Genomic DNA, 13,755 nt, shown 5'->3' with positions numbered 1-13,755 from the left:
CCCTTCTGATTACGGCAATCGAATGCTACTCAATGGGTTGGCCGAAATTATTCAGCTTCAAACCACAGCGGTTGGCCACGATTTTCCGGGTGCAAGCCGTAGGTCCAGCCAGCGGTCCAATCGTCGTCTGCAGTTACTGCACCTACAAAAGCGCGGCTGTCAGTTGGTACTACGGTGGTGGGCGCGCTGTTTACCAGAGTGTCGCCCAGCGCCAGAGAGTAGAAACCATCCAGGATAACCAGAGCCGGGTTGCTAGCAGCTGTCGGATCTTCACCGGCTTCAGCGGTTTGCATTACATCATTGCTCGCTTGCAGGAATGCCAGGGTAGTAGTGGTATCTGGTAACGGGCCACCAGCAGTCAGGTCTTGACAGGCAATAATGGATTCTTCGATCACCAGGTCACCATCTTGTGCAGCTTGCAGGCCTTGGGTTGATTCAATGCGCACGCAATAGTTTGCAGCATCGGCAGCGCCGTCAGCTTTGTAAGCAGTAGTCAGAATGGTGTTTTGGATAGTCGGGAAATGTGCTTCACGAATCCGCCAGCCATGGCCTGCGTCGTGAGTACCCATTTCGTTTGGTGACACAATACAAGTCAGGTTTTTGATGGTGGCACGGCTGTTCAGACCGCGAGCAACCAAATCATTTTGCGCGTCTGAAGAGATGTCGCCATAGCTGCCGATACCATCAGATTCGATGCAGTGGTCACCATCTTCTTCGCCTTGAATAACCAGTGCGTAATCGATAGTACCTACGTAACCTTCGTCGATATCGATGGAGTCATCGCGAACGTATAACGCAACAAAGTGGTTGATATCAACTGCGCCACCAAAGAACTCGATACCATCATCGTAGGTTGAATAAACTTGCAGGTAATTAACTTCAGTGCCTGAGCCAACGGCGTTGAAAGAAATACCGTTTAGGTCGTTACCCGGAGCAACCTGGGCACCGGTATGTTTGACGATGAAGTAATTCAGTGAGCCTGAGCTGTCTTCATTATTATCGCCGCCGTATTGAGTCTGGCCGGCGCCGGACTTACCTTCGGCGTCAACGTGACAGTCAGAAGTGGCGAGGTCGCCATCCATCATGGTGCCAGTGTATGAGCACTTGTTGGTTACACCGAATCCGTTGATGATCATGCCGCCCCACTGTTGAACGTCTTCAGCACCAACGGTGCCATCAACAGCATCGCTGTCGGAAGTAACAATAACAGGTGCATCAACAGTACCTTCGGCATAAATTTGTGAGCCGCGGTTGATAACCATGTAGTCATCGTTGGAGCGGAATGCCAGGATGGCACCGGCTTCCAGACGTAATACGGAACCGTCGCCGCCTTGGGCGATTCCAGCAGCAGTCATATCTGCATCGTTGCTGTAATTGCGGCCGATAACCAGACTGTCGTTAAAAACATGCGCGCCGTCATTTTCAAGTGCGGCGAAAACAAGTTCTTCTTCACCGGTATAAGGCTTGGTCAAACTAACGAAAGTTGTGCCATAAACACAATTAGGTGCGTCGTAGGAGCCGCGAAAGGTAACGCCTTCAGCATCAACATAAGAAGCGCAAGGATTCGTTGTGCCGCCTGGGTTGCCGCCGCCAGAGTTATTGTTACTGTTGTCACCAACAGAGTTGTCTGTGTTGGATTGATTGCGTGCATCAACCTCAATATCTCCACCACCACAGGCGGTCAGTAAAACGGCGAGGGCAGTTGCGCTCACAATATGCGTCATCTTCATAGGTCTAACACTCCTGATAGAGGGGTCACAAAAATTTTTAAGCTTCGTAAGAAGCCGGCGTTATGTGTACTGCGTGCTCCGCACGTTTTTTAGTATCGGGAGAATGTGCGAAACATCTCATTTCGATGGCGCCTATGATCGTTATCGTTTATGACTTTTAGGCGACAGTTTTATGAAGGTTTTGTTAAAGTCGATTTTTTGCGAAGGCAATTCCTTCGTACAAAATGGGATGAGTTGAATGCTTATCGAGCGACTATTTATGCAGAGAAGGGAAGCTTGATAATTTGGGAGCTTTATCGATATCTACCAACGTCGCGGGTTATGCAGGCTCAATTTACCCTGCGGTATCGGGCAGGAAGCGGCGCTGGCCAAATCCTGCGGTCGCACGGAGGCCATCCTGTACCGCGAGCAAGACATTGCAGCGCGCGACCAATCGTGTATAACTGCGCCTATCAACAAACAAATTGGACCCACTATGCCCTCAGGTTTTGGTAACAAGCTGGTGATCGCGATCTCATCGCGCGCGTTGTTTAATCTGGACGACAGTCATCAGGTCTATATAAAGGAAGGATTGGAAGCCTACGCCCGCCACCAGATCGAGCACGAAGATGATGTTCTGCTGCCCGGTGATGCCTTTCCCATGGTGAAAAAGCTTTTGCGCGTAAATGAGCGCCTGGGTGGCGATCCGCGCGTTGAAATTATTCTGTTGTCTCGCAACAGTGCGGATACTGGCCTGCGGGTCTTCAACTCCATCGAACACTACGGGTTAACCATCACCCGCGCCGCCTTTTGCGGTGGTGTGTCGCCTTACCGTTATGCTTCTGCCTTTGGTTGTCATCTATTCCTTTCTACCGACGGTGAGGACGTGCGCCAGGCGTTGAACCACGGTATGGCGGCAGCAACCTTGATTGCATCCAAGAATAAAGCCGAACACGATGAATTGCGTTTTGCTTTCGATGGCGATGCGGTTCTCTTCTCGGATGAGGCGGAACAAATTTTTAAAAAACAGGGACTTAGCGCATTTACTGAAAGTGAAAAGTTATCTGCAAAACAACCGCTGAGCGGGGGGCCTTTCAAGGAATTCCTGACGGCCTTGCAAGGCCTGCAGGCTGAATTCAGTGGTGACATCTGCCCGATCCGCACAGCGCTGGTCACCGCCCGGTCCGCCCCGGCGCATGAAAGGGTGATTCGTACCTTGCGTGCCTGGAACATTCGTATTGATGAATCGCTCTTTCTGGGCGGGTTGGCCAAGGGGCCGTTCCTCAAAGCCTACGGAGCCGATGTGTTCTTTGACGATCAACGCATGCATTGCGACTCAGCCAGCGAACATGTGGCTACTGGTCACGTTCCCCACGGAATTGCTAACGAACCGCTGCAATAAACGGTAAATCGAGACCTGTTCTACAAAAACTATTAAATTTCTGGATATAGTCTAAAGTTATAGAAAGTCGACTGTGTTAGCCGTCAATTGGCAAAGTGTAAAATGCCAACTATTCTGTAGACGAATAATGTATTTAATTTTTATAACACGAGTCCTTTTGTTTAACTGCACCGTTACTCGCGGCGCGGTGACAAGAACTACCCACAACATCTAACTAAGAAGAGGGGCCATCTGGAGGGCTTATGAAGCTTCAACAACTCCGTTATATATGGGAAGTAGCCCATCACGACCTGAATGTGTCAGCTACGGCCCAGAGCCTGTATACATCCCAGCCAGGGATCAGCAAGCAGATACGCTTGCTGGAGGATGAGCTGGGTGTAGAGATATTTTCTCGTAGCGGTAAACACCTGACCCGGATTACCCCGGCAGGTGAGGCCATCCTCAAGACAGCCGGGGAAATTCTGCGCAAGGTTGAAAGCATCAAGCAGGTTGCCCAGGAGTTCAGCAACGAGCGCAAGGGCAGCTTGTCCATCGCCACCACCCACACCCAGGCCCGTTACGCCTTGCCACCGGTGATTGGTGGGTTTATTCGCCAATACCCGGAAGTGTCACTGCATATGCATCAGGGCACGCCCATGCAGATTTCCGAGATGGCAGCCGATGGCACCGTTGATTTTGCTATTGCGACAGAAGCCATGGAGCTGTTCAGCGATCTGATCATGATGCCTTGCTACCGCTGGAATCGCTGCATTGTGGTCCCACGAAATCACCCGCTGACCCAGATATCTCACCTCACCCTGGAAGATGTAGCCAAGCACCCGATTGTGACTTACGTGTTCGGCTTTACCGGTCGCTCCAAGCTGGATGAAGCCTTTATCAACCGCGGCTTGGCGCCCAAGGTGGTATTCACAGCGGCGGATGCGGACGTAATCAAGACTTATGTGCGCCTTGGCTTGGGTATCGGGATCATCGCCAAGATGGCTTACAACGAGTCGGTGGATTCTGATTTAGTGGCGCTGGATGCCAGTCACTTGTTCCAGAGCAGCGTGACCAAGCTGGGCTTCCGTCGCGGCACCTTCCTGCGCGGGTTCATGTATGACTTCATTGAGAAGTTTGCCCCGCACCTTACCAAAGACATCGTCAACGAAGCCTTTAATCGTCATTCCAAAGCTGAGTTGGATGAATTGTTCGAAGATATTGAGTTGCCGTCTTACTAAATCCTTGGTGGATTTAGCTCCTTTTTAAGCCGGACGATGTCCGGCTTTTTCTTTTATATCAAGTGGTTGGGTAATTTTCCTCAAGCCTTTTGTTAGGCTTTCTCCTTGCCAATATTGTAAAAATACTTATACAAACTTGTTGCGTTGTACAACATTTAGGTTTAAAACTTATACATCGAACTTAATCTTGTATAGGTTTTATGATGGACAAGATTCTTGTAGGAGTCAGTGAATGCCTGTTGGGCGAACCAGTCAGGTTTGACGGCGGGCACAAGCACAATCGCTATCTCACCGAAGTACTCGGGCAGTACATGGCGTTTCATCCGGTGTGTCCGGAGGTTGCCATTGGTCTGGGCATCCCGCGCAAACCGATTCGCATTGTGGCAACCGATCGGGGTTCACGTATCCAGGGAGTCACCAATCCCGACCTGGATGTGACCGAGGCCCTGGCCGCCCAGGCTGATTTGGCGGTTGCGGCTATGCCGCACATCTGCGGTTATGTATTTATGCAGAATTCACCGAGCTGTGGCGTATTTGATATGAAACGTTACGGTACCAACGGCCACCCACTGGATAACAAAGGGCGGGGCGCCTATGCCGCGCGTCTGATGGAATTGATGCCGTTGCTGCCGGTTGAGGAAGCCGGACGCCTGAACGATCCAGGCTTGCGTGACAATTTCATCACGCGGGTCTTTGCGCTTCATGACTGGAAGCGCTCAGTCGCTGCCGACCCAACACCGAAAAAACTGATCGACTTTTACTCCCGCTATAAATATCAGGTGATGGCGCACCATGTGGCCAGCTACACCGCGCTTGGCAAGCTGTTATCCGATTTATCCGGGACAGATATTCGCCTGGTATGCGACGAGTTTATCGTCATGTTTATGACTGCCTTGGGCCACATCGCCAATCGTAAAGGCAATACCAACACCATGATGCACCTGCGTGGATACCTGAAGGGATTATTGAAACCGGAGGAAAACGCGGAGCTGGACCGGTTGATCAAGGCATACCAGCAGGGCGAGGTGCCTTTGGTCGTGCCGCTGACAATACTCAAACACCACCTGATGAAGGTGGATAACCCCTACCTCAAACAACAAACTTTCTGGTCACCGCATCCCGAAAAACTCGGCTTGCGCAATGCCATCGTCAACAATTTGTAATCGAAGACCGTTATGAACATGCAGGAAAACGAAACGCCATTACTCTTGCCGATCCGCGACATTTCGCGTTTGACGGGCGTCAACACCGTAACCCTGCGTGCCTGGGAGCGGCGCTACGGGTTATTAACGCCGACCCGTACAGAAAAGGGCCATCGCCTGTACAGCCAGGAAGACGTAGAGCGTGTGAAAGCGATTCAGGCCTGGCTGGTACGCGGACTCGCGATCAGTAAGGTTAAGGGCATCCTTGCCAACGAGACACCGGTTGATGCCGAAGCCGGCATCGACAGCGTCTGGGTTGATTACACGGCGCGTATCGAGACAGCGCTCAACCAATTAAACCGTGCTGCCCTGACTGGATTGCTGAATGAATTAATCTCACTGTACCCCGCTGAGCTGATTGCTGATCAATTGCTCGCCAATGTACTGGAGCAGTTGCAGATCAAACCGGAATACGGCACTAAAACGAAACTGGCCTTTCTGCACAGTGTGGTGCTGGAGCATTTCTACTTCGGTCATTACCGGCAACGGCAAACAGCAAAAGGAAAACGCTTACTCGTGGTAAACCTTAACCCGGACGATGGCGATATATTGCCGCTGATCCTGAATTACAGTTTGCTCGTAAATACTTTCCAGGCCGAGTACATCGGCTATTTACCGTTACCGGAATTGGTTTTTGCCGTTGAACAATTGGGGGCCGAGGGTTTGGTTTTGTATGGCGATTCGGCGATGCATCTCACCAATCTGTCGCACCAGGTTCTGGACTGGCAACAAATATTGGCGATTCCGGTTTTTTTAGCCGGCAAGATTACCCGTATGTTCATCGGCGACCACGATGCAATAGAGCACTTGCTGGCGGGCGACAGTTTGCAGGGTATCCTCGCCACCCTTATCCGGGAATTCACAGAGCGCAACACGTTAGATCGGGACCTTTGATATGAACAGTCGTATCGTTCAACAAGTGCAGGAACTCTATAGTCGATTTGATGAAAGCATCATTCCTGCCATGGCGGATGTGTATCGTGCAGATATTATTTTTCAGGACCCATTGCAGCGCGTTGAAGGTTTGGGTGAGGTCGCGCGTTATTTTGCGGGCACGATGAAAAACTTGCAGGAATGCCGCTTTGAATTTGGCCAGGTAATTGAATCGTCATCGCAGCAATCGGCAGGTGTACATCAAGCTGTGCTCTTCTGGCATATGCACTATCGTCATCCAAAGCTGGCTAACGGAAAATTGCTGACGATCAGTGGCAACAGCCATATCAAGTTTCAGGATAAGGTGTTTTATCACCGTGATTATTACGATGCGGGCGCTATGCTGTATGAGCATTTGCCCGTGATGGGTTGGGTCATCCAGCGCATAAAAAAACGCATGGAGGCTTGAGATGAAAACCCTTGTTTGGCTGCGTCACGATCTCCGCCTGGAAGACAATCCTGCCCTCTATCGCGCCGGTGAATTGGCTGAGGGTGTCGTTGCGGTCTACCAGTTATGTACAGAATATATTGAGCGTCACACCATCGCGCCCGCCAGGTTGGATTTTATTCGCCGTCATTTGCAGATTCTGGCTCCGCAATTAGCCAAGCGGAATATACCTTTGGTGGTTGCGCGGGTTGATCATGCAGCGGATATTCCGCAGCAATTATTGCAAATTGCGCAGCAGCATGCCTGCACGCAATTATTTTTTAATGCGGAGTATCCGTTTGATGAATTACAGCGTGATCGCGCGGTAGCCGAGGTTTGCCGTGAGCAAGGCATGATCGTTAAACGCTTCCATGATCGCGTCATTGTGCCGCCGGGTATGTTACGCAACGGCCAGGGCGAACCCTATAAAGTCTTTACCGCTTTCAAAAAGAAATGGTTGCAAACCGTTATGCCATTACGTTTGCACCCCCTGTCTGCACCGCTCAAACAACCCGCCGGTGATGCCATCGAGTCGCCGGATATTGATGCGGTTTTTAAACCCTTTCCCCAACGGGATTTACACCAACAATGGCCGGCCGGTGAGGTGGAAGCGCGTCGACGCCTGCAACGGTTTATTGAGCAGGATTTACACGATTATCAAACCGAGCGGGATTTTCCGGCGCAGGAGGGTACTTCGACGCTTTCGCCTTATCTCGCGGTGGGAGCCATCTCGCCGCGCCAATGTGCCGCTGCTGTCCTGGCGGCAAATAATGGTGAATGGGACACCGGCAGTGACGGTGTTCGTTGCTGGCTAGGCGAAATTATCTGGCGGGAATTCTATCAACATGTGGTGGTGGATTATCCCTGGGTATGCAAACACCAGGCATTGCAGCGCCACACAGAAGCCTTTCCCTGGAGCAAGGATCACGAGGCGTTTCAGGCGTGGTGTGATGGGCGAACGGGTATCCCCCTTGTCGATGCCGCAATGCTGCAATTAAAAGCTACTGGCTGGATGCATAACCGTTTGCGGATGGTGGTGGCCATGTTCCTCACCAAAAACCTGCAGATCGATTGGCGGCTCGGCGAACGCTATTTTATGTCGCAGCTCATTGATGGCGATTTTGCAGCGAACAACGGTGGCTGGCAGTGGAGCGCATCTACCGGTACGGATGCAGCGCCTTACTTCCGTATTTTTAATCCTGTCAGTCAGTCAGAGCGCTTTGATCCCGATGGCGAGTTTATTCGTACTTATTTGCCGATACTGAAACATTTATCCAATAAACAGATTCACAGGCCACCGCCGACACAAGGTTATCCATTGCCTATCGTTGATCTGGCGGAAAGTCGTAAAAACACCATAGCATTGTTCAGCAATCTTGGTGCAGCGTAGATGGAGCAGGGTATGGCTGTCGCAGAATTGCCGTTGAAAATCTGGATTACCGGCGCATCAACCGGTATCGGTGCTGCCCTGGCCCATAAGCTTTTGCTTGAGGGGAATGAGGTTGTCGTGTCCGCGCGTAATCTCGCCAACCTGCAGCCCTTGCTAAAGGAATTTCCTGAGCGGTGTAAAGCGGTGGTGGTGGATCTGAGTGATAAGGACGCTTTGCTGACAGCGGAAAAAGCCTTGCACGATCATGTGGGTTATCTCGATGTTTTGATCATCAATGCCGGTACTTGCGAATACATTGATGTGAAGCATTTCGTCAGTGAATCCTTCGCGACCGTGATGGATATTAACTTTACCGGTGCTGTTCACACGCTTGAACTGGCGTTGCCATTTCTGCGTCGCTCACCCAATCGAGCTTACATCCTGGGGGTATCGAGCATGGCGACTTTGTTGCCTATGCCGCGCAGTGAAGCCTACGGAGCATCCAAAGCGGCGCTGGAATATTTGCTTGACTCATTGCGTGTAGATCTGGCGGCGGAGGGCATTGATATTTCGGTGGTGCGGCCGGGTTTTGTCAAAACACCACTGACAGATCGCAATGACTTTGCCATGCCTTTTATTCAAACGCCGCAAGAGGCGGCAGACGAAATTGTCTACGGTATGGCGCGGCGTAAGTGGATCATTCAGTTTCCCTGGCAGCTGGTGACTATCATGACCTTGTGCAGTTGGCTGCCGTTGAGTTGGCAAACTGCACTCCTGAAAAAAATGTCCCGTAATAAGGTATAAACGCGTTCATGCAAACAGCCGCAGGCCATTCAGTTTCGAAAAATATTGCCGTGATCGGCTCCGGCATTAGCGGATTATTTTGTGCGTATTTGCTAAGTCGCCATCACAAGGTAACTGTCTTTGAAGCAGAAGCTGACATTGGCGGCCATACCGCAACGCGCACGGTCACCGTTAGGGGGAAAAGTTATGACGTGGACACCGGTTTTATTGTGTTCAATGATCGCACCTATCCCAATTTTATTAAATTAATGTCTCGCCTTGGTGTTGTGAGTCAGCCCACCGAGATGGGGTTCAGTGTCAGTTGCCAGATCAGCGGCTTTGAATACAGTGGTACGTCATTGAATGGTGTGTTTGCCCAGCGGCGCAACCTGTTGAATCCTGATCATTGGCGCATGTTGCAGGAGATCTTACGTTTTAATCGCGAGTGCATACAGCTGCATGACACCGGCGGGATTGAGCCTGACAAAACCCTGGGTGATTTTTTACGCTCCGGCGGTTACAGCGATTTTTTTCAACGCTATTACATCTTGCCCATGGTTTCTGCCATATGGTCCTCCGGCCTCGATACAGCGTCGGCTATGCCTTTGTTGTTTTTCATCCGTTTTTTTCACAACCACGGACTCTTGACCGTCACGCAACAGCCCCAGTGGTACACCATCAAAGGTGGATCAAAAACTTACCTTGGGCCACTCACAAAAGCCTTTAAAGGCGCTATTCGCGTGAGCACACCCGTGCAATGGGTAAAGCGTCATGAAGACGGTGTTACGTTATTCACCGCTGCCCATGGCCAACAACATTTCGATGAGGTTATCTTTGCCTGTCACAGCGATCAGGCGCTGGCGATTCTGTTAGATCCAACGACGGAAGAGTCCGATATTCTGGCAGCGATTCCTTACAAGATGAATGATGTATGCCTGCATACTGACACGCGGTTGCTTCCTGTCGCTCGGCGAGCTTGGGCCAGCTGGAATTATTTGTTGCTGAATAGTGAGGACGCTGATGCAGCAGCCTTGACCTATAACATGAATATCCTGCAACGCCTCGACAGCACGACCACCTTTTGTGTGAGTGTAAATGCTAACGCGGCGATCGATCCTGAAAAAGTCCTGGGGCAATATCGTTACAGTCATCCGGTGTTCACGCTTGCCAGCGTTGCGGCGCAACAGCGTTGGGGTGAGATCAGCGGGAAAAACCATACGCATTATTGCGGTGCCTATTGGCGCAACGGATTCCATGAAGACGGTGTCGTTTCTGCCGTGAATGTGGCGCGCATGCTGGGTGAGGAATGGTAAATGTTCAGTGCTATTTACCAAGGTGAATTACGGCATCGTCGCTTCCATCCGAAAGCGCATGCGTTTAGCTATGACTCGACATTATTTTATCTTGACCTGGATGAATTGCCACACTTGTTCAAGGGTGTAAAAGGCTGGTCCCTCAATGGGAAAGCGCGCGGACAATTCTGTCGGAGTGATTACCTGGGTGATCCGCACACTGAACTGAAAGAGGCCGTGCGCGCTGAAGTTGTGCGTCAATTGGGCCGCTGTCCGCAGGGCGCGGTGCGCATGTTAACCAATTTGCGGATGTGGGGTTTCTGCTTCAATCCTGTCACGCTCTATTATCTGTTTGAACCCAACTCAGAAAAGCCGGCCCTGATTCTGGCCCAGGTCAACAACACGCCCTGGAACGAACGCCACAGCTATGTGGTGCCTTGCGATTGCAATGGTAAAACCCGCACCGAATTCCCGAAACAATTCCATGTGTCGCCCTTCAATCCGCTGGATATGCACTATCACTGGGTGAGTACAGCGCCCGATGAACACTTGCTGGTGCATATGGAAAATCATCGCGATGGAATCTGCCACATGGATGCCACGCTGACACTTGAACGTCAGGCATGGTCAGCAGAACAACTGCAACGCATCTTGTGGCGGCAGCCCTGGCTGACACTCAAGGTGCCGGTGATGATTTATTGGCAAGCGTTGAAATTATTTCTGAAAGGTGTGCCATTTTATCCGCATCGCTCTTTGCGAGATGAAGAAAAACACAATCCACCATTACCCGCTGTTGCCCAGCGCGATGACTAACCGTTAACACAGAGGCGAAAAGAAGGTGAATAACTCACACATCCGCATCACACAATTACGTCCACACCGGTTGAATTCACTCAACTGGAACCAGGCGTTGGCAAAGAAGATGTTGTTTGCGTTGTTGACGCAACTGGAAACTGGTTGTCTGCGGATACACGAAGGCGAGGAATGTATTGAATTCGGTCAGCATGTCAATGAAGCGGATATGGTTGCCGACTTGCACGTTCATAACCCGCAATTGTATGCAGAGGTTGTCTTTGGCGGTTCGATCGGTGCGGGCGAGGCTTACATGAGTGGTTACTGGTCGAGCCCGAACCTGACGAATGTCACACGTCTGTTTGTGCGCAACATGGAAGCACTGGATGCGATGGATTCGCGCCAGTCCCGTATTGGCAAAGGGCTGCTCAAAGTATTTCACTGGTTTAATCGCAACACGCGCGAGGGTTCACGTAAAAATATCTCGGCGCATTACGACCTGGGTAATGATTTTTTTCATTTGTTTCTTGACGCTGGCATGATGTATTCCTCGGCAATTTATCCAACGGCGGAGGCCACACTTGAACAGGCATCGGTTCATAAATTAGCGGTGGTTTGCGAAAAATTGCGGCTGACAGCCGAAGATCATTTGTTGGAGATCGGTACCGGTTGGGGCGGCATGGCGATTTATGCCGCCCGCCATTACGGTTGCCGCGTCACCACCACGACCATCTCCAAAGAGCAACACGATTATGCGCTGATGCAGGTTAAAGCAGCGGGCCTGGAGGATCGTATTCAGGTGCGCTTTGATGACTACCGCGATCTACAGGGGCAATACACCAAGCTGGTATCCATTGAGATGATTGAAGCGGTCGGTCATGAAAACTATGCCGAATATTTCGCGATGTGCTCGCGTTTATTGAAAGACGACGGCCTGATGTTATTGCAGGCGATTACCATCGCAGACCAACGCTACGCGCAAGCACGGCGGTCGGTGGATTTTATTCAGCGCTATATTTTTCCCGGCGGTTCATTGCCTTCCATCACGGTCATCAGCGATCTTGTCACCCGCGCAACCAATATGAATATTCTCCACATGGAAGATATTGGAGAGCATTACGCGCGCACCCTGCGCGATTGGCGTAATGGCTTCCTGGCGCATCTGGAACAGGTCAGACAGCAGGGCTTTGATGAACGCTTTATCCGTATGTGGGAATTTTATTTGTGTTACTGCGAAGGCGGATTTATGGAACGCAGTATCGGCACGGCCCAGATTTTGTTGGCCAAACCACAGTTTCGGCAGAATTTCTTCGCATGAATGAAACTCCTGCCAAAAAGATCTTTCAAAATCCTCGCAATCGATGGATTGCCAATGCACTGATCTTCCAACTGGGTTGGTTTGTATGCGTGTTAGGCGGGAACCTCTGGGCTGCGCTGTTTACCGCAGTGGCACTGGTTGTCCACGTTTGGCTGTATGGCCATTCGGATAAAACCACCCTTGCTGTATGTCTGGTTCTTGGTTGGGTTCACGACAACCTCCTGGCAGGCGCCGGTGTCTTTATTTTTGCCGGGCAGGGGATGTCGCCCGTGTGGCTGTGGTGCCTGTGGATTTTGATGGGAACCACGCTGAACCATTCCTTATCGTGGATCTATCAGCGCCCATGGATCAGTGCTATATCCGGTGCAGTAGCTGGCCCTCTGGCCTATGCCGGCGGCATAGCATTATCGGATGCGCAATGGGGCGTGCCATTGACTCAGGCTTTTGCCATAATGGCCGTCATCTGGCTGTTGGTACTGCCGTTAATCCGATTTCTCGTAAACAGGTTCTTGTAAAAGGATAGATTCATTATGTCGTTGACCATGTCTTTCCCCGGTAAATTATGTGCTGCTGGTGCATTTTTTCTTGTTGCCAGTGCCGCTTTCGCAAACGAAAACTATGCCGTTACCGGCAATGCCTACAACGTCAATAATAACTTGCTGGTGTACAGCGAGTATTACACCGATATGAATCACAATCGTGAAGTCACCGTCAATTACACCAAGCCGGACGGTAACATTTTCGCAACCAAAACGCTGTTCTACACCGGTGAAGTCACCCAGCCGGAATTTGAATTACACGATAAACGGGATGATGAGAAAGTCTCTGCGCGTTTTGTTGACGGTCGTCTGGTGTTGTCACACAGTCTGAATTATTCGACCAATGAAAAAACAATCATGAACAACGCCTCCATGGTGATTGACGCCGGGTTTGATGCGTTTATTCAACAAAATTGGGGAAAATTAACGACCGGCAAAAAAGTCAATTTCATGTTTGCCTTGCCGACCCGTGTGGATACAGTGCGTTTGCAAGTGCGTGAAGTTGCCACGGATAAAACACCGCTTGCGGCTAACGACAATCCTGCTGATTGGCGTTATTTTGTTATTACGCCGGCCAATCGTTTTGCGTCGATATTTGCCGATCCGATTTATCTGGCTTACTCACCGGAAAAATACCTGATGCGTTATCAGGGCCGTTCCAATCTGGACGATGACAAAGGTGGCGCATGGGATGTAAGAATCGAATACCAATATCGTTAAAAGAACGAACTTAAAAAAACGGGCCAGTGCAAAATGCATGGCCCGTTTTTTT

13 protein-coding genes are annotated in these 13,755 nt (G+C 50.7%); 12 read left to right on the top strand and 1 reads right to left on the bottom strand.

Features of this window, described 5'->3' with window-relative positions; translation table 11 throughout:
• Positions 1-47: 47 nt before the first annotated feature.
• Entirely contained in the window at positions 48-1,730 is a 1,683-nt protein-coding gene (locus CBR65_RS04430; protein ID WP_087465735.1) for a serine/threonine protein kinase, read from the bottom strand.
• Between the two features lie 475 nt (positions 1,731-2,205).
• Here CBR65_RS04430 and CBR65_RS04425 point away from each other — a divergent pair, with 475 nt between their 5' ends.
• From CBR65_RS04425 to CBR65_RS04370, 12 genes are all read left to right on the top strand, one after another.
• A complete protein-coding gene (locus CBR65_RS04425) occupies positions 2,206-3,111 on the top strand; it encodes a 5'-nucleotidase (RefSeq protein WP_087465734.1) in 906 nt (301 codons plus the stop codon).
• Between the two features lie 242 nt (positions 3,112-3,353).
• Positions 3,354-4,328: an HTH-type transcriptional regulator CysB gene (cysB, locus tag CBR65_RS04420; protein ID WP_087465733.1), complete on the top strand. Its 975-nt coding sequence runs from the start codon at positions 3,354-3,356 to the stop codon at positions 4,326-4,328.
• Positions 4,329-4,531: 203 nt separating this feature from the next.
• Positions 4,532-5,491, top strand: coding sequence for a DUF523 and DUF1722 domain-containing protein (locus CBR65_RS04415; protein ID WP_232461352.1), 960 nt, complete (start codon positions 4,532-4,534; stop codon positions 5,489-5,491).
• A gap of 12 nt (positions 5,492-5,503) precedes the next feature.
• Entirely contained in the window at positions 5,504-6,424 is a 921-nt protein-coding gene (locus CBR65_RS04410; protein ID WP_087465731.1) for a MerR family transcriptional regulator, read from the top strand.
• A 1-nt stretch (position 6,425) separates the two neighbouring features.
• On the top strand, positions 6,426-6,872 hold the full coding sequence (locus CBR65_RS04405; protein ID WP_087465730.1) for a nuclear transport factor 2 family protein: 447 nt from the start codon (positions 6,426-6,428) through the stop codon (positions 6,870-6,872).
• Position 6,873: 1 nt separating this feature from the next.
• Positions 6,874-8,280: a deoxyribodipyrimidine photo-lyase gene (gene phrB / locus CBR65_RS04400; RefSeq protein ID WP_087465729.1), complete on the top strand. Its 1,407-nt coding sequence runs from the start codon at positions 6,874-6,876 to the stop codon at positions 8,278-8,280.
• Between the two features lie 12 nt (positions 8,281-8,292).
• Positions 8,293-9,063, top strand: a complete 771-nt coding sequence (locus CBR65_RS04395) for an SDR family oxidoreductase (protein ID WP_157671974.1) — start codon at positions 8,293-8,295, stop codon at positions 9,061-9,063.
• Positions 9,064-9,071: 8 nt separating this feature from the next.
• Positions 9,072-10,355: an NAD(P)/FAD-dependent oxidoreductase gene (locus CBR65_RS04390; RefSeq protein ID WP_087465727.1), complete on the top strand. Its 1,284-nt coding sequence runs from the start codon at positions 9,072-9,074 to the stop codon at positions 10,353-10,355.
• Entirely contained in the window at positions 10,356-11,147 is a 792-nt protein-coding gene (locus tag CBR65_RS04385; RefSeq protein ID WP_087465726.1) for a DUF1365 domain-containing protein, read from the top strand.
• A 25-nt stretch (positions 11,148-11,172) separates the two neighbouring features.
• A complete protein-coding gene (locus tag CBR65_RS04380; protein ID WP_232461351.1) occupies positions 11,173-12,444 on the top strand; it encodes a cyclopropane-fatty-acyl-phospholipid synthase family protein in 1,272 nt (423 codons plus the stop codon).
• Positions 12,441-12,959 carry a DUF2878 domain-containing protein gene (locus CBR65_RS04375; protein ID WP_087465724.1) on the top strand — a complete coding sequence of 173 codons (519 nt, stop codon included), beginning with the start codon at positions 12,441-12,443 and terminating at the stop codon, positions 12,957-12,959. Before CBR65_RS04380 ends, CBR65_RS04375 begins: the two co-directional genes overlap by 4 nt.
• Before the next feature lie 15 nt (positions 12,960-12,974).
• On the top strand, positions 12,975-13,703 hold the full coding sequence (locus CBR65_RS04370; protein ID WP_232461350.1) for a hypothetical protein: 729 nt from the start codon (positions 12,975-12,977) through the stop codon (positions 13,701-13,703).
• The last annotated feature ends 52 nt before the right edge of the window (positions 13,704-13,755 follow it).

It is taken from the genome of Cellvibrio sp. PSBB006, from assembly GCF_002162135.1.
In the GTDB taxonomy this organism is placed as follows: domain Bacteria; phylum Pseudomonadota; class Gammaproteobacteria; order Pseudomonadales; family Cellvibrionaceae; genus Cellvibrio.
Note: the sequence above shows the minus strand (reverse complement) of the source record. Positions and strands in the feature narration are given on the sequence as shown.